Annotated in this window: 25 protein-coding genes and 2 riboswitches; of the genes, 21 read left to right on the forward strand and 4 right to left on the reverse strand. The window is 31.1% G+C overall.

Annotated elements, in window-relative coordinates; translation table 11 throughout:
- Nucleotides 1-129 precede the first annotated feature (129 nt).
- The 6 genes from thiS (at nucleotide 130) to B3J31_RS12020 (ending at nucleotide 4687) form a co-directional block, all read left to right on the forward strand.
- Nucleotides 130-324 (forward strand): sulfur carrier protein ThiS, encoded by a 195-nt coding sequence (thiS, locus tag B3J31_RS11995; protein WP_150841825.1) that lies wholly within the window; start codon nucleotides 130-132, stop codon nucleotides 322-324.
- 73 nt (nucleotides 325-397) lie between these two features.
- Nucleotides 398-1204: a sulfur carrier protein ThiS adenylyltransferase ThiF gene (thiF, locus tag B3J31_RS12000; protein ID WP_346874020.1), complete on the forward strand. Its 807-nt coding sequence runs from the start codon at nucleotides 398-400 to the stop codon at nucleotides 1202-1204.
- Nucleotide 1205: 1 nt separating this feature from the next.
- Nucleotides 1206-1976 carry a thiazole synthase gene (locus B3J31_RS12005; RefSeq protein ID WP_346874006.1) on the forward strand — a complete coding sequence of 257 codons (771 nt, stop codon included), beginning with the start codon at nucleotides 1206-1208 and terminating at the stop codon, nucleotides 1974-1976.
- Nucleotides 1977-2015: 39 nt separating this feature from the next.
- Nucleotides 2016-3119: a 2-iminoacetate synthase ThiH gene (gene thiH / locus B3J31_RS12010; protein ID WP_346874007.1), complete on the forward strand. Its 1104-nt coding sequence runs from the start codon at nucleotides 2016-2018 to the stop codon at nucleotides 3117-3119.
- Nucleotides 3104-3694, forward strand: coding sequence for a thiamine phosphate synthase (locus B3J31_RS12015; RefSeq protein WP_346874008.1), 591 nt, complete (start codon nucleotides 3104-3106; stop codon nucleotides 3692-3694). Before thiH ends, B3J31_RS12015 begins: the two co-directional genes overlap by 16 nt.
- Nucleotides 3695-3853: 159 nt before the next feature.
- The gene (locus B3J31_RS12020) at nucleotides 3854-4687 is read left to right on the forward strand and encodes a deoxyribonuclease IV (RefSeq protein WP_150841828.1); all 834 of its coding nucleotides are present in this window, start codon (nucleotides 3854-3856) and stop codon (nucleotides 4685-4687) included.
- Between the two features lie 3 nt (nucleotides 4688-4690).
- On the opposite strand, the gene B3J31_RS12025 is transcribed toward B3J31_RS12020, so the two are convergent.
- Together B3J31_RS12025 and B3J31_RS12030 are read right to left on the reverse strand one after the other, a co-directional pair.
- Complete coding sequence (locus tag B3J31_RS12025; protein ID WP_346874009.1) at nucleotides 4691-5473, reverse strand: 3'-5' exonuclease; 783 nt, start codon at nucleotides 5471-5473, stop codon at nucleotides 4691-4693.
- Between the two features lie 212 nt (nucleotides 5474-5685).
- Nucleotides 5686-5895 (reverse strand): cold shock domain-containing protein, encoded by a 210-nt coding sequence (locus B3J31_RS12030; protein WP_150841830.1) that lies wholly within the window; start codon nucleotides 5893-5895, stop codon nucleotides 5686-5688.
- Nucleotides 5896-6139: 244 nt separating this feature from the next.
- On the opposite strand from B3J31_RS12030, the gene B3J31_RS12035 reads away from it, so the two are divergent.
- The 13 genes from B3J31_RS12035 (at nucleotide 6140) to B3J31_RS12095 (ending at nucleotide 19036) form a co-directional block, all read left to right on the forward strand.
- Entirely contained in the window at nucleotides 6140-6370 is a 231-nt protein-coding gene (locus B3J31_RS12035; protein ID WP_150841831.1) for a hypothetical protein, read from the forward strand.
- 191 nt (nucleotides 6371-6561) lie between these two features.
- A riboswitch (FMN riboswitch) is annotated at nucleotides 6562-6677 on the forward strand.
- 321 nt (nucleotides 6678-6998) lie between these two features.
- A complete protein-coding gene (gene ribD / locus B3J31_RS12040; RefSeq protein ID WP_346874010.1) occupies nucleotides 6999-8108 on the forward strand; it encodes a bifunctional diaminohydroxyphosphoribosylaminopyrimidine deaminase/5-amino-6-(5-phosphoribosylamino)uracil reductase RibD in 1110 nt (369 codons plus the stop codon).
- Complete coding sequence (locus tag B3J31_RS12045) at nucleotides 8093-8749, forward strand: riboflavin synthase (RefSeq protein WP_346866945.1); 657 nt, start codon at nucleotides 8093-8095, stop codon at nucleotides 8747-8749. Before ribD ends, B3J31_RS12045 begins: the two co-directional genes overlap by 16 nt.
- Nucleotides 8750-8776: 27 nt before the next feature.
- A complete protein-coding gene (locus B3J31_RS12050) occupies nucleotides 8777-9979 on the forward strand; it encodes a bifunctional 3,4-dihydroxy-2-butanone-4-phosphate synthase/GTP cyclohydrolase II (protein ID WP_346874011.1) in 1203 nt (400 codons plus the stop codon).
- Between the two features lie 202 nt (nucleotides 9980-10181).
- Complete coding sequence (gene ribE, locus B3J31_RS12055) at nucleotides 10182-10643, forward strand: 6,7-dimethyl-8-ribityllumazine synthase (RefSeq protein ID WP_150841834.1); 462 nt, start codon at nucleotides 10182-10184, stop codon at nucleotides 10641-10643.
- 270 nt (nucleotides 10644-10913) lie between these two features.
- A riboswitch (TPP riboswitch) is annotated at nucleotides 10914-11022 on the forward strand.
- 72 nt (nucleotides 11023-11094) lie between these two features.
- A complete protein-coding gene (gene thiE, locus B3J31_RS12060; protein WP_150844742.1) occupies nucleotides 11095-11736 on the forward strand; it encodes a thiamine phosphate synthase in 642 nt (213 codons plus the stop codon).
- Nucleotides 11737-11818: 82 nt separating this feature from the next.
- Nucleotides 11819-12598, forward strand: a complete 780-nt coding sequence (gene thiD / locus B3J31_RS12065) for a bifunctional hydroxymethylpyrimidine kinase/phosphomethylpyrimidine kinase (protein WP_346866939.1) — start codon at nucleotides 11819-11821, stop codon at nucleotides 12596-12598.
- A 498-nt stretch (nucleotides 12599-13096) separates the two neighbouring features.
- Nucleotides 13097-14824 (forward strand): ABC transporter substrate-binding protein, encoded by a 1728-nt coding sequence (locus tag B3J31_RS12070; RefSeq protein ID WP_346874012.1) that lies wholly within the window; start codon nucleotides 13097-13099, stop codon nucleotides 14822-14824.
- A gap of 77 nt (nucleotides 14825-14901) precedes the next feature.
- Nucleotides 14902-15885, forward strand: coding sequence for an ABC transporter permease subunit (locus tag B3J31_RS12075; RefSeq protein ID WP_150844739.1), 984 nt, complete (start codon nucleotides 14902-14904; stop codon nucleotides 15883-15885).
- A gap of 14 nt (nucleotides 15886-15899) precedes the next feature.
- Nucleotides 15900-16817 (forward strand): oligopeptide ABC transporter permease, encoded by a 918-nt coding sequence (gene opp4C / locus B3J31_RS12080; RefSeq protein ID WP_150844738.1) that lies wholly within the window; start codon nucleotides 15900-15902, stop codon nucleotides 16815-16817.
- A 9-nt stretch (nucleotides 16818-16826) separates the two neighbouring features.
- Nucleotides 16827-17849: an ABC transporter ATP-binding protein gene (locus B3J31_RS12085; protein ID WP_346874013.1), complete on the forward strand. Its 1023-nt coding sequence runs from the start codon at nucleotides 16827-16829 to the stop codon at nucleotides 17847-17849.
- Nucleotides 17827-18816, forward strand: a complete 990-nt coding sequence (locus tag B3J31_RS12090) for a dipeptide ABC transporter ATP-binding protein (RefSeq protein ID WP_346874014.1) — start codon at nucleotides 17827-17829, stop codon at nucleotides 18814-18816. The genes B3J31_RS12085 and B3J31_RS12090 overlap by 23 nt, the downstream gene beginning before the upstream one ends.
- Before the next feature lie 28 nt (nucleotides 18817-18844).
- The gene (locus B3J31_RS12095) at nucleotides 18845-19036 is read left to right on the forward strand and encodes a hypothetical protein (RefSeq protein WP_150844735.1); all 192 of its coding nucleotides are present in this window, start codon (nucleotides 18845-18847) and stop codon (nucleotides 19034-19036) included.
- A 136-nt stretch (nucleotides 19037-19172) separates the two neighbouring features.
- Here B3J31_RS12095 and B3J31_RS12100 read toward each other — a convergent pair whose 3' ends face one another.
- Nucleotides 19173-19946 (reverse strand): ECF transporter S component, encoded by a 774-nt coding sequence (locus tag B3J31_RS12100; protein ID WP_346867803.1) that lies wholly within the window; start codon nucleotides 19944-19946, stop codon nucleotides 19173-19175.
- Between the two features lie 204 nt (nucleotides 19947-20150).
- On the opposite strand from B3J31_RS12100, the gene B3J31_RS12105 reads away from it, so the two are divergent.
- Nucleotides 20151-21539 carry a PLP-dependent aminotransferase family protein gene (locus B3J31_RS12105; RefSeq protein WP_346867804.1) on the forward strand — a complete coding sequence of 463 codons (1389 nt, stop codon included), beginning with the start codon at nucleotides 20151-20153 and terminating at the stop codon, nucleotides 21537-21539.
- 119 nt (nucleotides 21540-21658) lie between these two features.
- Complete coding sequence (locus B3J31_RS12110) at nucleotides 21659-22513, forward strand: DegV family protein (protein WP_346867805.1); 855 nt, start codon at nucleotides 21659-21661, stop codon at nucleotides 22511-22513.
- 186 nt (nucleotides 22514-22699) lie between these two features.
- Here the strand turns inward: B3J31_RS12110 and B3J31_RS12115 are convergent, their stop codons facing one another.
- Nucleotides 22700-23626 carry a DUF6414 family protein gene (locus B3J31_RS12115; protein WP_346867806.1) on the reverse strand — a complete coding sequence of 309 codons (927 nt, stop codon included), beginning with the start codon at nucleotides 23624-23626 and terminating at the stop codon, nucleotides 22700-22702.
- Between the last annotated feature and the right edge of the window lie 150 nt (nucleotides 23627-23776).

Genomic DNA, 23776 nt, shown 5'->3' on the forward strand with positions numbered 1-23776 from the left:
TCTAAACTTAAATAAGAAGATATTGTTATATGAGTTATTGAGATTTTCAACACCTAGCATTTGTTAGGTGTTTTTTATTTTTTTAAATAAGTTAGTTAATGTACATAGGTATTGAAAGAAGGTGAAAATATGAAGGTTAATGGAAAAAGTATAGATATGAAAGGAATAACTACTATAAGCAGTTTGTTAAGTAAGTTAGATGTTAATGAAGAAAAGGTAGTAGTGGAATTAAATAAAGAAATAGTACCAAGAGAAAATTATTGGGAAATATATTTAAAAGAGGAGGATATTATAGAAGTTATATCTTTTGTAGGGGGAGGCTAAAGAGAAATTATAAATATATTTCAAAATAATTTTAGAGAAAAATATAGAGTGGTGGATTTGTTTGAAAGAGAAAATTAAAATTAAAGTTAATGAAAACATAGAAGAAGTTAATACGGGTGAAACTTGTCTTCGTTTAAAGGATAGGCTTAAGCCTAGTAGTGATGTGGTGATACTAAATGGATTTCCTTTAGTTAAAGATAAGATATTAAAGGAAGGTGACAATATTGTTTTTATAAAGAGAGGACAAGTTCCAAGTAAAGATGAACTTAAAGGTGTTATGATGGCAAGGCATACACCAGGGGTATATGAAAAAGTATCAAAGGCAAGAGTAGCCATTGCAGGTGTAGGAGGACTTGGATCTAATATTGCTATATCCTTAGCACGGTTAGGAGTGGGATTTATAAGAATAATAGATTTTGATGTGGTAGAACCATCAAATTTAAATAGACAGCAATACTTAATAAGAGATATAGGAGAATATAAGGTTATTGCTTTAAAAAAACAACTCTTAGACATAAATCCATTTATAGAGGTAAATGAAAAAATTGAGAAAATAGAAAAAGGGAATATAAAAGAATTATTTGAAGATGTAGATATTGTGTTAGAAGCTTTTGATAGTGCAAATTATAAAGCGATGTTGTGTAATGAGATATTAACTAAAATTAAGGAATCGGTCCTTATAGCATCATCAGGTATGGCAGGTTTTTATTCTTCTAATGATATACAAACTAAAAAGATAAACAATAGATTTTATATTTGTGGAGATGGATTAAATGAAGCTAAGGAAGGATCTGGACTCATGGCACCAAGGGTGGCAATATGTGCAAATCATATGGCAAATATGGCACTTAGAATTATGTTGAAAGAAGGGGAAAGTTAAAATGGAAGATATATTAAAAATAGGTGGAGTAGAATTAAAAAATAGATTATTTGTAGGTACAGGTAAGTATCCATCTAATAAACTTATAAAGGAAGTCTTGAGTGAAAGTAATTCACAGGTTATTACTTTGGCCTTAAGAAGGATAGATTTAGATAATAAGGAAGAAGATATTTTATCTAATATACCTAAGGATGTTATTTTATTGCCCAATACATCAGGAGCAACTAATGCAGAAGAGGCAGTTAGAATTGCAAGAATTGCCAAAGCTATGGGATGTGGTAACTGGATAAAAATTGAGGTTATATCGGATTCAAAGTATCTGCTTCCGGATAATGAAGAAACTATAAAAGCTACAGAAGTATTAGCTAAAGAAGGATTTACAGTACTCCCATATATGTGTCCAGATTTATATGCAGGGAGAAGATTAATAGAAGCGGGAGCATCGGCGGTTATGCCTTTAGGAGCACCTATAGGAAGTAATAGAGGTATAAGAACTAAGGAACTTATTGAAATAATGATAGATGAACTAGATATTCCAATTATAGTTGATGCTGGAATAGGAAAGCCATCACAAGCAATGGAAGCTATGGAAATGGGAGCAGCGGCATGTCTTGTTAATACAGCTATAGCTTCTTCAAAAAATCCAGCTAATATGGCAAAAGCCTTTAGTATGGCGGTAGAAGGTGGACGACTTGCTTATTTATCAAAATTTGGGACTGTTTCTAAAAGTGGAAATGCATCCTCACCACTTACAGGATTTTTAGGAGAGTAAAAAACTTTACACTAACGGAAAATTTGAGGAGATGAAAAAATGAGTTTTTATAGTACCATAGAAAAATTTAAGGATTTTGACTTTAATAGATATTGGAGTAGGGTAAAAGTAGAAGATGTAGAGAGAAGTATTAATGAAAAAAATCCAAATTATGAGGACTTGCTTAATTTATTATCACCAGTAGCAGAAAAAGTATTAGAAGATATGGCAGTAAAGGCAAGAGAATTATCTTTAAGACACTTTGGAAGAACTATTTTATTATATACTCCAATTTATATTTCAAATTATTGTGTTAATAAATGTTCTTATTGTGGATATAATCTTGAAAATTCTATAAGTAGAAAAAAGCTAACTTTGGAGGAAATAAGATTAGAATCAGAAGCAGTTGCTAAACAAGGATTTAAGCACATTATTCTATTAACAGGAGAAAGTCAAATTCAATCCCCAACTAGGTATATAGTAGATGCTATAAAAGTAATGAAAGAATACTTTCCATCTATAACCTTAGAGGTACAGCCTTTAAGTGAAGAGGATTATAAAAAAACTGTAGAAGTGGGAGCAGAAGGTCTTACTGTATACCAAGAAACCTATGATGAAGAAATTTATGATAGAGTTCATTTATCAGGACCTAAAAAGAATTATAAATTTAGATTAGATACTCCAGAAAGAGGAGCAAGAGCTGGAATGAGAAGTATAAGTATAGGAGCTCTTCTTGGACTAGGTGATTTTAGAAGAGATGCTTTTTTCACAGCTCTTCATGGAGAGTATATTAGAAAGAAATATCCCCATGTAGAAGTCACTTATTCACCTCCAAGAATCAGACCTTGTGAGGGAGGATTAAAGGAGTTAAATCCAGTGGAAGATAAAAAAATGGTACAAGTTATGTTAGCTTATAAAATCTTTGCACAGCAAAGTGGAATAAATGTTTCTACACGAGAAGATCATGAAATGAGAAAAAACCTTATACCTTTAGGAATCACCAAGATGAGTGCAGGTGTGTCTACAGAGGTTGGAGGTCATGCATTGAAAACTAAAGGTACATCACAATTTTCCATAAATGATGAAGGTTCAGTAGAAGAAATAAAAGAAATGATAATAGAAGCAGGGTTTCAACCAATATTTAAGGATTGGGAAAGAATTTGATTTACCTAATAACAAATAGGCATTTAGTTAGTGAAGAAAAATATTTTAAAACCCTGCAAGAAGCTTCACTGGCTGGTGTGGATAGAATAATATTAAGAGAAAAAGATTTAGATTATGAAGAATTAGAAAGGCTTTATTATAAAATAAAGGAGCTAGTAATTGGAAGTACTGAGATAATAATAAATTCTAATATGAAAATTTATGAAAAAGTAAAGGAAAGAACTGTTCATCTATCTTTTAAAGATTTTATGAATTTAGATAATAAAAAGAAATTTAATGTAGGAGTTTCTGTACATTCTTTAGAAGAAGGTATAAGGGCAGATAAAAAGGGGTGTAGTTATATACTAGCATCTCATATATTTTCTACCAAGTGTAAAGAAGGATTAAAACCTAAGGGCGTTGAATTTATTCAAGAATTAAAGAAAGTAGTTACTTGTCCTATCATAGCTTTAGGTGGAATTTCAACAGAAAATGCTTCCAAGGTTATAGAAGCAGGAGCTGATGGAGTAGCATTAATGTCTACATTTTTTTATTGTGAAGACGTATATGACCTAGTTAAAACCTTAAAACATTAATAGTTATTTCTAAATAATAAAAATTATCCATTGCAAATATATCTTCTATTATAGTATCATTGTATTAAAGTTAGATTATTGAAATTTAAATTACAAGGGATATAGAAATAGAATACAAAATTAGAAGTTTTGTAATAATAGAAGATGGAGGTAATGAAAATGTTAAATATAGGATGTCACTTATCTACAACCAAGGGTTTTGAAAATATGGGAAAGGAAGCACTTTCAATAGGAGCTAATACCTTTCAATTTTTTACTAGAAATCCTAGGGGTGGAAAGGCAAAGGCCATAGATGAAAAAGATGTTGCTGCCCTTTTAAGAATAATGGAAGAAAATAAATTTACTACTATACTGGCTCATGCACCTTACACATTGAATGCTTGTTCAGCAGATGAAAACACTAGAAAATTTGCATTAGAAATGATGACAGATGATTTATTAAGAATGGAGTACTTACCTAATAATTTATATAATTTTCACCCAGGTAGTCATGTTAAACAAGGCGTAGAAGTTGGAATTAATTATATTGTAGATATGCTTAATGCAGTTATTAAGCCGCAGCAGACTACTACTGTGTTATTAGAAACCATGGCAGGTAAGGGGACAGAAGTAGGGAGAAACTTTGAAGAAATAGCTGAAATTATTAATAGAGTAGAGCTAAAGGAGCATATGGGAGTGTGTCTTGATACCTGTCACGTATATGATGCTGGATATGATATAGTTAATAATTTAGATGGAGTTTTAGAAGAGTTTGATAGAATAATTGGATTAGAAAAATTAAAGGCAATTCATTTAAATGATAGCAAAAATCCTTTTGAAAGTCATAAGGACAGACATGAAAAAATTGGTGAAGGTTCTTTAGGAATTGAAGCCATTACTAATATTATTAATCATCCTAAATTATGCAACTTACCATTTTTCCTTGAAACCCCAAACGACCTTGAGGGATATGGCAAAGAAATAGAAATATTAAGAAGAAAGGCTCTTAGCTAACAGCTAAGAGTCTTCTTTCTTTATAATTACAAATTGCTTTGTTCTACCCATATTATAAGCAAGGCTTATCATAGACTTTTCTTCTTTAGTTAGACTTCTCTTGTACATTTTTTTAAATTGATCAAATACGCCATTCATATCAACTTTTTCTTTAACAGAAGAGGTACTTCTAGAAGGGTTAGTATATAATAAAGGCTTTATATTTTTATTGAAAATCTTCTTTAATACTTCTGCTGTATAATAAGCATCATTACTCGCGTCATGAAAATCACCATGAAGGGGTATATCCAAAAGCTCAATTGCATTTTTAAGCCCAATTTTTATACCTTTTTTACTATTAAAATATTTTGATGCATGGCTTTGCACGTCGATATATTTAAGTGGAAGAGAGCTAGTAGATATATTATGAAATTTTATATTTCGTAAAAGTTCTTTTATATCTACTATACCCCATACACAGAGAACTGCTTCTTCTTCACCAATAAATTTAGTAAATTTATCGTAAATATTAGGAAAGGTTTCTGAAGAATTTATATCATTATTACTTATTTTAGTAAGGTTTTCCACATAAGGATGTAGAGTTGTGTGAATAGTTGGCTTAATTAAAAAATTAAATGTGGATATCTTTTCGAAATTTTCATTCAATTTTAAAGCTCCTATCTGAATAATTTCAAAGGGGAGACTTAAATTATTGCTCTTTTCTATAAATTGATTTTTTTCTAAACAATGTTCTTTTTTATCTTCATATTTTTGATTAAATTCTAAGTCAAATATTATATAATTCATTATATCACCACTTTTAACATATAAAATCAATTATATTAGTATTGGTTATGTATTGATTAATTATTAAACAATATAGAGTAACTAATACCGTACAACTATCTATGATAACAGAATTTATAGCAATTATATAGCTTTTATTATATAAAAAAATATAAAAATAGGCTATCCTAAGATTAAATAATTTAACCCTAAGATAACCTTTTAAATTCAAGTTATAGCTTTTGAACATTCACAGCCATGGGTCCTTTAGCTCCATCGGTAATATCAAAAGTTACATTTTCACCTTCATGTAAATCTTTATTAGTTCCTTTTTCTTTTATTTGAGAATGATGTACAAATACATCATTGCCCTCATTACAAGAAATAAATCCATAACCCTTTCCTTCATCATACCATTTAACAATACCAGTTATACTAGACAATATTTATTCCTCCTTAAACAGTAAATTAACTTATAGTGTAGTATTTGAAAAATTTATGATTTTTAAACATAATAATAATAAATCTTAATTAAAAGAGATAAATAAATTAATTACTATTATAGATACTGATTGCTTTATGGAATGCTAAAACTATAATTAAAGAAATATAAGATAAGAACTTTTAAGCAACTATTGAATATTATGTAATTATAATGAATTATTTCGATGGTGGGAGGAAAGTTTAATGAATCCTTATGAGCTAATAACTAAGATTAAGGGAAAAATGAATGACCCTAATTTTGCAACAAGATTTAATAATGCAGCCAATATAGTAAATAATATACCAGGACTACAACAAGAGATAATTAGGATAGCCCAGATAAATGATCCAAAGGCTCAAGATGCAGCAATAGATAAATTGCCTAGAGAAGCTAAGCAAGCTGTTCAAGAAATATTAAGTTTATTGAACATGTAGTAGTTTAAATTAAATAAGAAAATATTTAATGAAATAAACCAGGGATATTACAATATCTCTGGTTTATTTTCTGAGAAATATTATTGGATAAATAACACTAAATATCGTTTATAAAATTTTAATTAAAAAGATTTGTAAGAATATATTGAAATTATTTGTGTAAGATGATATTATGAGTTTGACAAGTTAATAACAATTTTCGGGGCAGGGTGAAATTCCCTACCGGCGGTATAGCCCGCGAGCCAATTTGGCATGACTTGGTGAGATTCCAAGGCCGACAGTAAAGTCTGGATGTGAGAAAATTATTTGTAAGTATAGTAATTGCTATAGTTATTTTATCCGATGACTACCAGCTCTAATATTCCTATCTTCTCTAAAGTGGGAGTTAAGAGCTATTACGTCTCTGGATAACGGTTTCTAAAGCTTCAGAGAAGCTAAGAACTCTGTTAATATAACTATAATTGTTAGTTTATGTGCTCTGAAATATATATATATTTCAGAGATTTTTTATTTTATAATTAATATTAATTATAAAATAAACTAAATTTTACTAGAAATATGAATAAAAATTTAGCCCCAGGGTATTATACTTGGGGCTTTTATTTTATTTAAATAAGGATGTGATTTTATGGATGAAAATTATATGAGATTGGCTTTGACATTAGCAGAGAAGGGACGGGGAAGGGTTAATCCTAATCCAATGGTAGGTGCTGTAATTGTTAAAAATGGAACTATTATTGGTGAAGGATATCATCAGGTCTATGGACATAACCATGCGGAGGTTAATGCTTTTAAAGATGCTAAAGAAGATACTTTGGGAGCAACTCTTTATGTGACCTTAGAGCCCTGTTCTCATCATGGGAAAACACCACCTTGTGTAGATAAAATCATAGAGAAAAAAATAAAGAGAGTAGTAATTGGAGCTTTAGATCCAAACCCATTAGTGGCGGGGAGAGGAGTCGAAAAGCTTAGAGACTCTGGAATAATTGTAGATATAGGTGTTTTAGAAAAGGAATGTATTGCTTTAAATGAAATATTTATGAAATACATTTCTACAAAGAAACCCTTTGTAGTCATGAAAACTGCCATGTCACTAGATGGTAAGATAGCTACTCAATATGGGGAATCAAAGTGGATAACTGGAGAAGCTTCAAGAAAAAATGTGCATAATTTGAGAAATGACCTTATGGGAATAATGGTTGGAGCTAATACGGTTATTAAGGATAATCCAGAGTTGACTTGTAGGGTACTAGGAGGGAAAAACCCTATAAGAATAATTTTAGATAGCTCTCTTAGAATTCCTTTAAATTCTAAAGTTATAGAGGATAATAAGGCAAGAACTATTATAGTAACTACGGAAAAAGCTTCAAAGGAAAAAATATCTATTTACACTGAGAGGGGTGTAGAGGTGGTGGTTATTCCTTCTGAAGAAGAAAAAGTCAATTTGGAGAAATTAATGGAGACTTTAGGAGAAATGAACATTGATAGTATTCTTCTTGAAGGAGGGGGAACCGTAAACTTCGAAGCCCTAAAAGCTGGAATAGTAGATAAAATTCAAATTTACATTGCACCAAAATTTATTGGAGGAGAAAGGTCTAAAACTCCAGTAGAGGGAATGGGAATAAAAGTTCTAGAAGAAGCCTATGGAGTAGAGAGTATAAGGGTAGGTACTATAGGAGAAGATATTTTAATAGAAGGATACATGAAGGAGAGATGGAAGCCTTGTTTACAGGAATAGTTGAAGAGGTAGGAGAAATTAGGGGAATAAAAAAGGGAGAAAAATCTTCCATACTTTCAATTAAAGCTAATAAAGTTATTGAGGATGTAAAGTTAGGACATAGTATTTGTACCAATGGAGTATGCTTAACAGTAACAAATATATATGGAAATATATTTGATGCTGATGTTATGGCTGAAACTTTAAGAAGAAGTAATTTAGGGGAACTAAAGGTTGGAAGTAAAGTAAATTTAGAAAGAGCCTTAAGTGCTAAAGGAAGATTTGGAGGACATATAGTAAGTGGACATATAGATGGCGTTGGGAAAATTGTTTCCCTGGAAAAGGAAGATAATGCAATATGGGTTACCATAGAGGCTAAGGAAAACATTTTACAGTATATAGTTGAAAAAGGTTCCATTGCCATTGATGGAATAAGTCTTACTGTGGCCTATGTAGATGATAAGGTATTTAAAGTATCTATAATCCCACATACTGGAAAAGAAACTATATTATTATCTAAAACCAGTGAAGATACTGTAAATCTTGAATGTGATGTTATAGGTAAATATGTAGAAAAACTTTTAACATTTCAAAGTGGTAAAAAAATAGAAAAAAAAGATTCCATCAATGAAGACTTTCTTAAAGAAAATGGATTCTTATAAGATTAAATAAAATAGGGAGGGTTAAATATGTCAGAATTTTACACGACTGAAGAAGCAATTAAGGATATTAAAGAAGGGAAGATGGTTATAGTTATTGATGATCCCGATAGAGAAAATGAGGGAGATTTATTAATGGCTGCTGAAAAGGTTACTCCAGAAGCTATAAATTTTATGGCTAAGTTTGGGAGAGGTCTTATATGTATGCCATTGGAGGGAGAAAGACTTAGAGATTTAAAAATTGAGCCCATGGTTGAAAAAAATACAGATAATCATGAAACTGCATTTACAGTATCCGTAGATCATATTAGTACAACTACAGGAATATCTGCCTACGAGAGAGCTTTAACTATTCAGAAGATTTTAGATGAAGATAGCATAGGAAAAGACTTTAGAAGACCAGGGCATATATTTCCTCTACAAGCTAGAGATGGAGGTGTATTAAAAAGAGTAGGACATACTGAGGCAGCAGTGGATTTAGCCAAAATGGCAGGTTTAAAGCCAGCAGGAGTAATTTGTGAAATTATGAGTGAAGATGGAACTATGGCTAGAACTGAGGAACTTTTAGAATTCGGTAAACTACATAATATTAAAGTAATAACTATAGCAGATTTAGTAAGATATAGAAGAAAGACAGAAATACTAGTGGAAAGAGCAGCAGCGGTAGATATGCCTACAAAATACGGTAATTTTAAAATGTATGGCTTTATTAATAAATTGAATGGAGAACATCATGTGGCATTAGTTAAAGGAGAAATTGATGAGAACAAACCAATTTTAACAAGACTTCATTCTGAATGCTTAACTGGAGACGTCCTTGGATCTAATAGATGTGATTGTGGAGAGCAATTGGCAGAAGCTCTAAGGAGAATTGAAGAAGAAGGCTGCGGGATACTTTTATATATGCGTCAAGAGGGAAGAGGCATAGGACTTATAAATAAATTAAAGGCCTACGATTTACAAGACCATGGATATGATACAGTAGAGGCAAATATTAAACTTGGATTTCCAGCAGACCTTAGAGATTATGGAATAGGAGCTCAAATTCTTAGAGAGTTAGGAGCTAAAAAACTTAGACTTATGACTAATAATCCTAAGAAAATTAAAGGATTAGATGGATATGATATTGAGGTGGTAGAGAGAGTCCCAATCCAAATCAATTACAATAAAGATAATGAATTTTATTTAAAAACTAAACAAAATAAAATGGACCACATACTTAATTATAAGTAAGACTCTAAATCTATGATTTAGTTAGTCGCACTTACTCATTTGAACGAAGTGAAAAGGAGTTTCATATTGGAAGCTACTCTAAATCTATGATTTAGTTAGTCGCACTTACTCATTTGAACGAAGTGAAAAGGAGCTTCATATTGAAAGCTACTCTAAATCTATGATTTAGTATAAATTATAATATAATCTAGGAGGAATAATGATGAAAATATTTGAAGGAAATTTAGTTGCACAAGGATTAAGAGTTGGGATAGTAGTAGGAAGATTTAATGAGTTTATTGTATCTAAACTTTTAGGTGGAGCCATTGATGGACTTAAAAGACATGGAGTAGAAGAAGATAACATTGAAGTGGCATGGGTGCCAGGAGCTTTTGAATTATCACTTGTAGCAAAAAAAATGGCTCAAAATGAAAATTATGATACAATTATATGCCTTGGAGCAGTTATTAAGGGCTCTACACCACATTTCGATTACGTTTGTGCTGAGGCTTCAAAAGGAATAGCATCAGTATCTCTTAGTACAGAGAAACCAGTTATTTTTGGAGTTTTAACAACGGACACTATAGAGCAGGCTATAGAAAGAGCCGGAACTAAAGCAGGTAATAAGGGCTACGATGCAGCAGTAACAGCTATAGAAATGGCAAATTTATTAAAAAGTTTCTAATTAAAAGTTTGATTATGAAAATATAATAAAATTATTTAATTTAATAGTCAGTATATTATAAAATTCCCTATAAAAATATATAAATAGCTATATATTTTTATAGTTAAATAGTTATATATATAACTATTTAACTATTTAACTATTAAACTATTTAAATAGTTGTTTTATTCATGCGGGGTTCAGATGATTTCTCATTTAAAGGGTGTAATTAAATTACACAGAAAGCAGAGAAAATTGACAAAAGATGTAATCAATGCTATGCTTTAAGAAATTAAATATTTAGGGAGCTTGTATAACAGGCTGAGAGGAAGCAAAAGGTAGCTTCGACCTATAACCTGATTTGGATAATGCCAACGTAGGGAATTACATTAAAAATATTAATGGGACATACTATTTGGTATGTCCCATATTTTTTTAGATTCTACAAAATTCTGTTAAGGAAGTGTATGAAATGAGTATAAGTAAAAGTCAAATGAAGTTATATGTAGTAACGGATAGAAGTTGGTTAGATGGAAAATTATTTACTGAAGAAATCGAAAAAACTTTACAAGGAGGAGCTACATTAATTCAGCTAAGAGAAAAAAATTTATCCTATGATGAATTTCTAAAGGAAGGAAAAGAGATAAAGAAGATTACAGATAAATATAATATTCCTTTAATTATTAATGATAATGTGGAAATAGCTATAAATATTGATGCATCTGGGGTTCATATAGGTCAAAGTGATATGGATGCAGCAGAAGTGAAAAAACTGATAGGTAAAGATAAAATTTTAGGAGTTACAGCAAAAACTGTGGAACAAGCTATTAAAGCAGAAAAAGATGGGGCAAGTTATATTGGAGTTGGAGCAGCTTTTTCAACTTCAACTAAATTAGATACTAGAGTAATAACCTTTGAAACTATTAAAAATATATGCAAATCTGTAACTATACCAGTGGTGGCTATTGGAGGTATAGATGAGAATAATATTATGAACCTAAAAGGCTTAGGAATACATGGAGTTGCTTTAGTGTCTTCAATATTTTCTAAAGAAGATGTGCTATTAGCAACAAAGCAAATGCTAGGGTTAACTGAATGTATGCTAACTCAATAGAATAGACATGGGAAATAGGTGTGTATTTTAGATGGAAAATACTTTATAGAATATATACATTGATAGAGGGGATTGATTTATAATGAAAAAGATACTTACAATAGCAGGATCAGATTGCAGTGGAGGGGCTGGAATACAAGCAGATATAAAAACTATCGTAGCCCATAAAATGTATGCAATGAGTGCTATAACAGCTTTAACAGCTCAAAATACCACTGGAGTTTATGATGTTTTAAATGTACCAAGAGAGTTCTTAAATAAAGAAATCCATTGCATTATGAAAGATATTTTCCCTGATGCCATTAAGATAGGAATGGTATCCTCTAAGGAGATTATTCAAGAGATTATCGAAAGATTATTAGAGTATAAGGCTAAAAATATTGTAGTTGATCCAGTTATGATATCTACCAGTGGAAGTAGACTTCTTTCAGAGGATGCCATGGAAGCTTTGATTACAAAACTTTTACCTATAGCTGATGTGATTACTCCTAATATTCCTGAAGCAGAATGTATTTGTGGATTTAAAATTTTAAGTAAAGAAAATATGATAAAAGCAGCAGAAAAAATTTCAAAGGAGTATAAAGGAAAAATTCTTATTAAAGGAGGTCACTTGGAAAATTGTGCTGACGATTTATTATATAAAAATGGGAAAATAACTTGGTATCATGAAGAGAAAATAGATAATTCAAATACCCATGGAACAGGTTGCACCTTATCATCTTCCATAGCTTGTAATTTAGCAGCAGGTTACGGCATAGATGAAAGCATTTTAAGGGCAAAAAAATATATAACCGGTGCTTTAAGGGATAATTTAAATATTGGAAAAGGTAATGGACCTCTAAATCACTGTTGGAATTTGTAATAGTAGTAATTGTATACTTATTAAGTTGTTTCAGCTAATTTACAATAAATGTAAAGTTTTAATATATGAATAATATGTAAAGGTAGAGATTGTTTTAAAAAACAGTCTCTTATTTTTTTAGGAAGATGAAATAATGTATGTAAATTCCATATATATAATATTATGAAAGTATTGTATTTAACGAAATATTAGAATACCGAATATTTTTAAATCCTAAATAATATAAAGAAAATTCTGAAAATTTCCAAAAAGGTATTTACAAAAGTAAAAAATATATGTATTATTATGATAATGAATTTACAAAACTGTAATATATATATTTAAAAGCAATAAATATACAATATATGAAATTAAATACATGACATGAAAATGCAATAATCAGCTTAATTAAATTTAAAATTGTATTAACTATGGGGATAGGAATTTATACAAGTATATATTTTTAAAATATATCTTTGTATTTATTTATAACTTAATTATTTTAAGGGGGAATAGGTTTTGAAGAAAAGAAAATTAATGGCCTTGATGTTGTCAAGTATTTTAGCTTTTTCATTAGTTGGATGTGGTGATAAAGAGAAAAAAGAAGACACATCAAAGGATACACCAAAAACTGGAGAAGCAGAGAAGAAAATTGGGGGTACTTTAGTTGCTGGAATAACAGAGGCATCTGGTAACTTTAACCCAGGATATTATTCATCTGCATATGATGCTACTATAATTGACATGGTATTTGATTCACTTATTACAATGGATGTTAATGGAGAATATCAACCATCAGCAGCTGAAAGTTGGGAATTTTCAGACGATGCTAAGGAAATAACCTTCAAATTGAAGAAGGATATGACTTTCTCTGATGGTGAAAAGGTAACAGCAGATGACATTGTTTTCACTTATAAATTTTTATCAGATAAATCTTATACTGGTAGATATGGATCTGTTGTTAAGGATTTAGTTGGATATAAGGAATACTCAAAGGGTAAGACTGAAGAGTTCAAAGGTGTAGTTGCTGTAGATGAGTATACAGTTAAATTTAGTTTTGCTGAGCCACTAAGAACAAATCTTGCTAACTGTACTATGGCAATCATGCCAGAACATTATTATGGTGCAAATTGGAAGGTTGGAGATACATCATCCATAGAAGCTATAACAACAAAACCGATTGGTTCAGGTCCATATACTTTAGAAAAATTCCAGGAAAAAGAATTTGTATCTCTAAAGAGAAATCCAAACTATTATGGTGAAGGATATTATATTGAAAATATAGTATGCAAATTTGTTGATCAAACTACTGATATAGTTGAATTAACATCTCAGGAGGTAGATTTACTTCCAGGAGTTATTGAGCCAGAGAAAATAAATGAAGCTAAGTCTAAGGATTTCATGACTTTCAATAGTTATGATAGAAGTGGATATGGTTACACTAAATTTAACTGTGAATCAGGTCCAACAGCAGATAAAAAAGTACGTCAAGCTTTATATTATAGCTTTAATATTAAAGAATTTGTAGATAGCTACTATAAAGACGAAGCAACTGGAGATGTACTTGCATCAGTTCAATATCATCCATTCTCTCAAGTTTCTTGGGGTATAGATGATAAATTACTTAGTGAAATGACTGAGTATGATTTTGATTTAGAAAAAGCTAAGTCTTTATTGGATGAAGCAGGCTGGAAGGTTGGTTCAAGTGGATATCGTGAAAAGGATGGAAAGGTTATGGAGCTTAATGTAGCTGCTATGCCAGATCATGATATTTTAAATACTCTTATTCCAATGTGGCAAAGAGACTGGGGCGAAGGTTTAAAAATTAAACTTAATATAGCATATCTTGAGTTTAATACATTATTAGATTACGTTATCTATAACTCTGATGAAAACGTAGATAAATGGAGTATATACTTCATGGCAACATCTATAACTACCCCAGATCCAGATAGCTTATATTCCGAAATTCACTCAGATTATATTGGTACTGGTAAAGATAATACAGCAAGATATAGTAATCCAGAAGTTGACAAGTTGTTAGATGAAGCTAAGAGTATTGTAGATAAGGAAGAAGCAAAACCATATTATAATAAAATAGCTAAAATCCTTAATGAGGATGCACCTATAGTTCCTGTATATGCCAATACTTATTTTGACATGTATAACAAGAAAATAAAAGGCCTAGAAACAAGCCCATTCTGTGATTGGGTAAAAGCATTAAGACATGCTTATATAGAAGAATAATTTTAAATTTCATATAGGCTATTGGCGCCCTGTATAAAATTGCAGGGCGTTATTAAAATAAGTTTAGGGGTGATGAAATGTTAAAGTTTTTAGGCAAAAGATTACTTAATTTAATCCCAGTTATGCTAATAATAACAATAATACTATTTCTATTATTACAACTAATGCCTGGAGATCCAGTTAGTGCATATTTAGGACAAGGTTCTAAGACTACTCCGGAGCAGCAACAAATGATTAGAGAGCAATTAGGATTAGATAAAGGACCTGTTACACAATATTTTAATTGGTTGGGAAGAACTTTAAAAGGAGATTTTGGTTCTTCATTAAAATTTAGAAAACCTGTAAGTGATGTTATAGGAGATTATATTTGGAATACATTTATATTAAATATAGTATCTATGGTATTGGCCTTTGCAATTGCAATTCCAGTAGGAATAAAATCTGCAGTAAAGAAATATGGAGCATTTGATAATTTTTGGACTGTGTTTTCTTTAGTTGGAGTAGGAATGCCTTCATTTTTCTTTGCATTACTTATGATTTTCTTTATCGCAGTACCGAGTAATGGAGCAATACCACTTAATGGTATGAGAACTCCAGTAATGGCAGCAGTTGGTTATGATAGCTTCATGGCTGAAGTAATAGACGTAGCTAAACATATGATTTTACCAGTAATAATTTTAACTATTTTAAGTCTAGCTGGGCTTATAAGATATGTTAGAAATAGTGTTATTGAAGTAATTAATCAAGATTATATTAGAACAGCACGTTCTAAAGGATTAAAAGAGAAGGTAGTTATTTATCGTCATGCCTTTAGAAATGCATTAATACCAATAGTAACTCTTGTAGGAATGTATATTCCATCTCTCTTTGGAGGAGCAATATTATTAGAAACAGTACTTCTTTGGCCAGGAATTGGAAATATACTATATACATCAGTTATGGGTAGAGATATTTGGGTTGTAATGGCAGCTAATACATTCTATGCAGTCCTAATGGTTTTAGGAAATCTGGTATCAGATATGTCCTATGCATTGGTAGATCCTAGAGTAAAAGTAGAATAGGAGGTTAGTTTATTATGTTAGAAGTAAAAAAGGCTAAAGCTGAAAAAAAGAAACAAGACCTTCAAGCTATGGGACCATGGAGGGTTGCATGGGAGCGATTTAGAAAGAATAAAATAGCTCTTGCAGGTGGTATAGTATTTGGGATTATAGTTTTGTTAGTAATATTAGTTCCTATAATATCACCTTATAATTTAAATGAGTTTGAACTTGTTAATAAAGTTAAACCACCATCAGCAAAGCATTGGCTTGGAACTGATGAACAGGGTAGAGATGTACTTATGAGAGTATTTTATGGTGGAAGGATATCTATGTTTATTGGAGTTGTCACTGCAGGTATAACCGTACTCATTGGTGCTACTATAGGCGGAATTGCAGGATACTATGGTGGATGGGTAGATAACATTCTTATGCGTTTTACAGAAGTAGTTAGTTCACTTCCATTTATGCCATTAATGATATCCTTGTCCTTTGCATTGATGTGGAGGGTAAGTAGTACCCAGAAGATGTATGTGGTTATGTTTATTCTTGCCATAATATCTTGGCCAGGTCTTGCTAGAATGGTTAGGGGACAAATTTTATCTCTTAGAGAACAAGATTTTATAGTAGCTACAAAGGCATTAGGTATATCTAATAGATCTAAGATAGTAAGACATCTTTTACCTAATACCCTTGCATATATCATAGTTAATGCTACTCTTGGAATGGCAGGTGCAATTTTAACAGAGGCAGGACTTTCTTTCCTAGGATTAGGAGTAATTCCACCAACACCAACCTGGGGAAATATGATTGAAAGAGCTAGAGACTCATTTATATTTACGAATAATCCATGGCTTTGGATACCGCCTGGAATTTTAATCATATTAACCGTTGTTAGTATAAATCTTCTTGGTGAGGGCTTAAGAGATGCCTTTGATCCAAAAGAGATAAGGTAGGTGTGATATATGGAAAATTTATTAGAAGTAAGAGATTTAAAAACATATTTTTATACAGATAATGGTATTGTAAAAGCTGTAGATGGAGTTTCCTTTGATGTAGAACCAGGAAAAACTCTTGGTATAGTTGGAGAATCTGGTTGTGGTAAAAGTATAACATCAATGTCTATTTTAAAGCTTATAGATAAACCAGGTAAGATTGTAGATGGGACTATTAAATTTGATAGTAAAGATATAGTACCCATGGAGGATAAGGATATAAGAAAAGTTAGAGGAAATGATATATCTATGATATTCCAGGAGCCTATGACTTCTTTAAATCCTGTATTTAGAATAGAAGATCAGATAATGGAAGCAGTAATGCTTCACCAAGGGTTAGATAAAAAAGAAGCAAGGAAAATTGCTATTGATATGCTTGCCTTTGTTGGAATACCAAGGCCAGAACAAGTGGCAAGAGATTATCCACATCAATTAAGTGGTGGAATGCGTCAAAGAGTTATGATAGCTATGGCTCTTGCATGTAGGCCCAAATTACTAATTGCTGATGAGCCTACTACTGCTCTTGATGTAACAATACAAGCTCAGATACTAACACTAATGAATGATTTAAAGGAAAAAACCAATACAGCTATAATGCTAATTACCCATGATTTGGGGGTAATAGCTCAAATGGCAGATCATGTAATTGTTATGTATTCTGGAAAAGTGGTTGAATCAGCTCCGATTAAAGAACTTTTTGATAATCCAAAGCATCCTTATACTAAGGGACTTTTAGCATCAATACCAAGTCTAGATCAAGATAAGGAAAGACTATACTCTATAGATGGAGTAGTACCAAATCCATTTCACCTTCCTAAGGGATGTTATTTTGAACCAAGATGTGAATTTGCCAAGGCTGAATGTAAATGCAAGATGCCTGCTATAACTAATATTTCAGATGAACATCAGGTAAGATGCTTCCTATATAATGAAGCAATAGATGAGAAACATCATAATGAGGAGGGAATCCATGATGGAAAAGGAAAGAAATAAGATTATTGAAATAAGAAATCTTAAAAAATATTTCCCGGTTAAGGGTAAATCAGCCACTGGAGAGAAACTCTGTGTAAAAGCTGTGGACGATGTTTCCTTTGAAATATATGAAGGGGAGACTTTAGGGTTAGTTGGAGAATCAGGATGTGGAAAATCTACATTAGGTAGAACTTTAATAAAGCTCTATGAACCAACTGGAGGAGAAATTCTATATAGAGATGAAAATATTGTAAAATATAATGAAAAAAAGATGAAACCTTTAAGACAGGATATGCAAATTATATTTCAAGATCCATATAGTTCTTTAAATCCAAGACTGAATGTACATTCAATTGTTAGTGAAGCTTTAGTGGAGCATAAGCTATATAAGAAAGGTGAAGAACTTAATAAAAGAGTATTAGAAATAGTTGAACAGTGTGGACTTTCTCCATACCATATATATAGATATCCTCATCAGTTTTCTGGTGGACAAAGACAACGTATAGGAATAGCAAGAGCATTAGCACTTAAACCAAAGTTTGTAGTATGTGATGAACCAGTATCAGCTCTTGACGTTTCTATTCAATCACAGATACTTAATCTTATGATGGATTTACAAGAAAAAATGGGATTGGCATATTTATTTATATCCCATGACCTAAGTGTAGTAAAGCATATTAGCGATAGAGTTGGAGTAATGTATCTAGGTTCTATAGTAGAGCTAGCAGATAAGGAAGATTTATATAATAATCCAATACATCCATATACAAGGGCATTACTAGCAGCTATACCTGTAGCAAATCCAGATTATAAAAGTGATATGAGTATAATAAAAGGTGAAATTCCAAGTAATGTTAACCTGCCTAAGGGTTGTAAATTTAATACTAGATGCCCTTTTGCTAAGGAGATATGTAAGGAACAGGTACCAGAAACTAGAGAAATAGAAAAGGGACACTTCTGTGCTTGTCATTTTGCAGGAGAGATATAGTAAAGGACATAAAAGGAGATGATATGCTATGAAGATGAAAGAGGCATATAAAGTAGTATTTAAGAAAAGAGAAGTAAATCCCGAGATGATTGGTAAAGTAGAGTTAGAGAAAAATGATTTACTAGCCCTAATTTTAGCCACAGCATCGGTGATTGTCCCAGTTTTGTTGATTGTATTTGCAGTAATTGCACTTATAATATTTATCATGTTTTATAGGTAGTATGAATAATCCCCATCTACTCTATAATATAGTCAAGGCTTAGTATAGGCCTTGACTTTTTTGTTATTTATATAACAAAAAAAGAACCCTGATAATCAAATACCAGAGTCCATATGTGAAATTATTGGTTATCAAATTAAAAATTAACTTTTTTATTTGATAGTGATTTAGATAATGGAACATATAGGGCAACAGCTACAAAGATTGAGAAGGAGCCATTTATAAGTGTTGCAGGTAAACTCACAGCAGAACTTAATATTGCCGGTAGGAATCCACTTCCAACAAGAAGTAATTTAAATACTCCAAATAAAAATTCACCAACTAAATTAAAAGCTATACCAGCTACAGCACCTAATACTGCATATTGAATTTCAATAGATAATTTTTTGGCAAAAGTACATACCAAAGCTAAGCCTAACCCAAGAACAAGAGAAAAAATATACAATACTGGATTAATTACTAGTTTTTTCTCGATACCTGCTACTACAATTTCATTACCTAAAGAAGTAGCAGTAACGAAAAGCACTGTACCAATTAGGATTAAAATTCCAGAAGCAATGCTTATCCACTTTATAGGTGACTTTGCATTTTTATTTTTTCCTCTTGCGGCAACACTTCCTACAATTGCTCCAATACCAAACTTCAAAATCACAGTTTTAGGAACACTTGATGCATAACCATTCATTAAGTCAAATAATCCCATACCTATAGAGCCAGAAAGACCACCAATGGTACCAGTGAACAATAATGCTGCTAATATAACAAACATATTTCCCATATGCAAGAATGGATTTCCTACAGGAGAGGGAATAGGTATCTTAAAAAATAATGCCACGTAGCATAAAGCAGCAAAAAGTCCAATTAGAACCATGGTACGAGTAGAAATTTTAGAGTGTGGTTTAGTTTCCATTAATATACCTCCATACTATTGATTTAAATTATTATAAATAATTTGTATAATAACAAATTTAGAAAATAAGTAATGTGAAGTTATTATTTTCTTTTAGAATTAATTGAATATTTTGGTGTCTTTATATATAATATACATTGGGTTTGTCGTTGTTGAAATACACAAAATACATAATTTTAAGAGGGACAGTTGAAGGAGAATTTTATGAATGAAGTTAAAAGAGATATTATTAACCCAAAGGATTCACCAAACACACCATTATATATTCAGCTATATAATCATTATAGAAACCTGATTTCCACAGGAACTCTAAAGGCTGAAAGTAAGCTTCCGTCTATACGTAGATGTGCAAAAGAGCGAATGATAAGTCGGACAACGGTTGAAGCTGCTTATTTGCAGTTAGTAGCTGAAGGTTATGTTGCATCACGTCCTGGCAGTGGCTTTTTTGTAAGTGAATTAAATTATAAGGATATCCAAAAGGTAGAAAAATTACAACATAATAAATCCATAATACAAAACCAACCATTATATGACTTTGCTACCTATGCAGTAGATTATAAGAGTTTTGATTTTGATTTGTGGAGTAGATACATAAAGAGTGCACTTCGTAATGAAGAAAGGCTTTTATCCTATGGGGATCCACAAGGAGAATATGATTTAAGAGTAGCGTTATCTAGGTATGTAGCTGATAGAAGGGGAGTGATTTGTACTCCGGAGCAGATAGTAGTTGGAGCAGGTGTGCAAAGTTTGTTACAAATATTGTGCTCATTAACAGGAGTTAGATCGCCTATATCTTTTACAGGAGCTAGTTTTGAACAGGGACAGGCTGTATTTGAAGATAGAGGGTTTAAAACTTTAACCTATAAGAATATCAATAGAGATTTATCTAAATTTAAGGAGGATAAAATTAAAATGATTTATACATCACCTTCTCATATAACGCCCTGGGGTGATGTAATGCCAATACAAATTAGATTAGCATTATTAGCCTTTGCACAAAGGGAAGATTGTTTAATAATTGAAGATGATTATGATAGTGAGTTTAGATACTATACTCGTCCAGTACCGTCTCTACAAGGATTAGATGGAGGAGATAAGGTAGTATATATGGGAACATTTTCACGATTATTAATGCCGTCCTTAAGAATTAGTTTTATGGTACTATCTAAAGAATTAACAGAAGTATATGAAAGAAGAGGGCGAGTCTACAATCAAACGGCATCAAAAACTGAACAAATTGCTTTAGGTAAATTTATTAGTGATGGTTATCTTGGAAGACAAATTAGGAAAGCTAGAAAGCTGTATATGGCTAAAAGTCAACAACTCTGTATAGCAATAAATAATGTATTTGAAGAGAAAGCAACAGCTATACCAGGTTCAGGGGGATTTTTAGTACAACTAGAAGTAAAAAGTAGTTTATCTTCAGAAGAACTAGCAAAACGAGGTGCAGATGTAGGTGTTTTACTGCGTACCTTTGAAGCAGAAGAAAAGAATGACTATCCTAGATTATTGCTATCTTGCTCGGGAGTTGCTGAAGAAAATTTCCAAGATGCTTTAAGACTATTAAAAAAAGAATTCTTCAAGAAAAAATAGCCATAAATTACATGGTAATTATGCTCATAATTTTTTTGAGTTTTTGTTGTATTGAGAAGTAATAGATGATATAATCCGAATACACTTTTATTATTAAAGTGTATTCAGGAGGGTATATCATGAAAAGTAATATAACAATAGTATGTGATAGTTCTGTAGATTTAACTGCAGAATTTATGAGAGAGAGAAATATAGAATTTCTATCACTGTTAGTTGATTTAAATGGACATGTATATAAGGATAAGGTAGATTTATCAAATAAGGAATTTTATGAAGCTATAAAGCATAAAGAAACTACAGTTAAAACTTCACAAGTTACTCCTTATGAGTTTCAAGAATTTTTTAAGAAAGAATTAGAATGTGGAAATAAGGTTATTTGTCTTACTTGTTCTAGCAAATTATCTGGTACAAATAGCTCAGCCAATATAGCAAAGATGCATTTAGAAGAGGGTAGTGAAAATATTTTTGTTGTAGATACACTTGTAGCATCTGGGGGCTTTGGATATTTAGTTACTGTAGTAGCAGACATGAGAGATAAAGGATATACGGTAGATAAAATTTTAGATGAAATAAATGACTTAGTAGGAAGATTAGAAACTTTAATTGTAATGGAAACTGTAGACATGTTAAAACGGGGAGGAAGAATATCTACAGGAAAAGCTATTGTAAGTCATGTTCTTGGAATTAAGCCAATTATAACAGTGAAAGATGGGGCTCTTGAGCCTTGTGGAAAGGCGAGAGGTAGGAATAAGGCTTTAAAGCATGTAATAGATATAATGAATACTAGAGAGTTAGATCCTCAATATGATATAGTTGTTTCTCATGCAAATGATTTAGAAGCTGCCAATGAAACAGTTAAGTTAATAGAAGCTGAACTAGGTATAAATAAAATATTTATCAATGAAATTGGTACAGCAGTTGGTACACATTCAGGGGCAGGTGCCATAGCTATATTTTATATAAAGAAAAAGTAACAAAAAAATCTCATGGGTATAAACTCATGAGATTTTATTTTAGTAAAATTTATACAATTAGTGCCTATAGCGTGAAATACTACTATATTTATTATAAATGATAATAATTTGTAAGGATTGAAAGTCTAAGAAATTTAATAATGTCATCAAAACATTAAGAACTCTACTTATAGTAATATGATGCTTTTACATGCAAATACTTAATGGAATGATTTCGAGGGCAGGACCATTTATACTAGTTATAAATTCCCCGGGAATTAAAAAACCATTATTGTTTAAGAAGTGAAAATATGGAATGAAAGAATTAAGAAGTTTTGTATAGTAGGGATCTAAGCCTGTTTTTCTAAGCATTCCAATACTTTCAGAAGGAGTGTAAGCCACCTTGGATACTTTACCAAGTATACAACAATCGCAAGAAGCATCATCATATATATAAGAATGTTTCGATGTATATGTGGAATTTATAGGTAAAACACAGTTAACTCCTAAGCAGTTAATTATTATATCAAAGGTAGCTCCTTTATTTAATTCTTTCTGTATGGTTTTTAGTAATTCACATATCATTGTATAGGTTAATGGGCCGATATGTTTAGTATCAAATAGATTATCCAAATGTGAAGTTCCATAATTGCTTAATATAAATATGCAGTTATCTATGCAGTTAGAAATGGTATTAACTTGTAAACATCCTGTTAAATCTACGTAATCTCCAGAATAAATATTATTAATTGAAGGGCTTGAATTATTAATATATTTTATAATCCCCAAGGTATTCATTTTATTTCTTAAATTATTGTAATAGCTAAAAGAAGCATATACTCTTTTTAGAGTTACATCATTTCTATCAAAATTTCTACCCTCTAAATATCTAAAAATATCACCATAATTGTAGCAGCTATTGCCTATGACGGTATTATCATCTTTATCACCTATGGTATTTTTATAGTCATTGGAGAATTGGCTTTTATTATTATGCTGATATCTTCCTGTAACAGTGTTATCGCTAATTTGCTTGATGGTTATACTTTCGAAATATCCATCAATTAGTATTGAGGATAGATTTTGAATTTCATCTTGATTTAGATATATTGGTGTAAATAATTCAGCTGGCATTTTATATCTATCCTATTATTGATATATAGTTAATATATTATAAATTCATATTAATGTGAATATGAATTTATAATATATGCTTATAAGTAGTGTTAAAATTATCCATAGAACTTAGATTAATTATAGAAAATGTTAATCAAAGTACACATA

Origin of the sequence: Clostridium sp. UBA5988, from assembly GCF_002435615.1 — a bacterium.
GTDB classification, from domain to species: domain Bacteria; phylum Bacillota; class Clostridia; order Clostridiales; family Clostridiaceae; genus Clostridium_J; species Clostridium_J sulfidigenes.

What these genes read in the sequence shown, in the direction of transcription:
- thiS (WP_150841825.1), top strand. Translation starts at nt 130, where the DNA reads ATGAAGGTTAATGGAAAAAGTATAGATATGAAAGGAATAACTACTATA.
- B3J31_RS12005 (WP_346874006.1), top strand. Translation starts at nt 1,206, where the DNA reads ATGGAAGATATATTAAAAATAGGTGGAGTAGAATTAAAAAATAGATTA.
- thiH (WP_346874007.1), top strand. Translation starts at nt 2,016, where the DNA reads ATGAGTTTTTATAGTACCATAGAAAAATTTAAGGATTTTGACTTTAAT.
- B3J31_RS12020 (WP_150841828.1), top strand. Translation starts at nt 3,854, where the DNA reads ATGTTAAATATAGGATGTCACTTATCTACAACCAAGGGTTTTGAAAAT.
- B3J31_RS12025 (WP_346874009.1), bottom strand. Translation starts at nt 5,473, where the DNA reads ATGAATTATATAATATTTGACTTAGAATTTAATCAAAAATATGAAGAT.
- B3J31_RS12035 (WP_150841831.1), top strand. Translation starts at nt 6,140, where the DNA reads ATGAATCCTTATGAGCTAATAACTAAGATTAAGGGAAAAATGAATGAC.
- ribD (WP_346874010.1), top strand. Translation starts at nt 6,999, where the DNA reads ATGGATGAAAATTATATGAGATTGGCTTTGACATTAGCAGAGAAGGGA.
- B3J31_RS12050 (WP_346874011.1), top strand. Translation starts at nt 8,777, where the DNA reads ATGTCAGAATTTTACACGACTGAAGAAGCAATTAAGGATATTAAAGAA.
- ribE (WP_150841834.1), top strand. Translation starts at nt 10,182, where the DNA reads ATGAAAATATTTGAAGGAAATTTAGTTGCACAAGGATTAAGAGTTGGG.
- thiE (WP_150844742.1), top strand. Translation starts at nt 11,095, where the DNA reads ATGAGTATAAGTAAAAGTCAAATGAAGTTATATGTAGTAACGGATAGA.
- thiD (WP_346866939.1), top strand. Translation starts at nt 11,819, where the DNA reads ATGAAAAAGATACTTACAATAGCAGGATCAGATTGCAGTGGAGGGGCT.
- B3J31_RS12075 (WP_150844739.1), top strand. Translation starts at nt 14,902, where the DNA reads ATGTTAAAGTTTTTAGGCAAAAGATTACTTAATTTAATCCCAGTTATG.
- opp4C (WP_150844738.1), top strand. Translation starts at nt 15,900, where the DNA reads ATGTTAGAAGTAAAAAAGGCTAAAGCTGAAAAAAAGAAACAAGACCTT.
- B3J31_RS12085 (WP_346874013.1), top strand. Translation starts at nt 16,827, where the DNA reads ATGGAAAATTTATTAGAAGTAAGAGATTTAAAAACATATTTTTATACA.
- B3J31_RS12090 (WP_346874014.1), top strand. Translation starts at nt 17,827, where the DNA reads ATGATGGAAAAGGAAAGAAATAAGATTATTGAAATAAGAAATCTTAAA.
- B3J31_RS12095 (WP_150844735.1), top strand. Translation starts at nt 18,845, where the DNA reads ATGAAGATGAAAGAGGCATATAAAGTAGTATTTAAGAAAAGAGAAGTA.
- B3J31_RS12100 (WP_346867803.1), bottom strand. Translation starts at nt 19,946, where the DNA reads ATGGAAACTAAACCACACTCTAAAATTTCTACTCGTACCATGGTTCTA.
- B3J31_RS12105 (WP_346867804.1), top strand. Translation starts at nt 20,151, where the DNA reads ATGAATGAAGTTAAAAGAGATATTATTAACCCAAAGGATTCACCAAAC.
- B3J31_RS12110 (WP_346867805.1), top strand. Translation starts at nt 21,659, where the DNA reads ATGAAAAGTAATATAACAATAGTATGTGATAGTTCTGTAGATTTAACT.
- B3J31_RS12115 (WP_346867806.1), bottom strand. Translation starts at nt 23,626, where the DNA reads ATGCCAGCTGAATTATTTACACCAATATATCTAAATCAAGATGAAATT.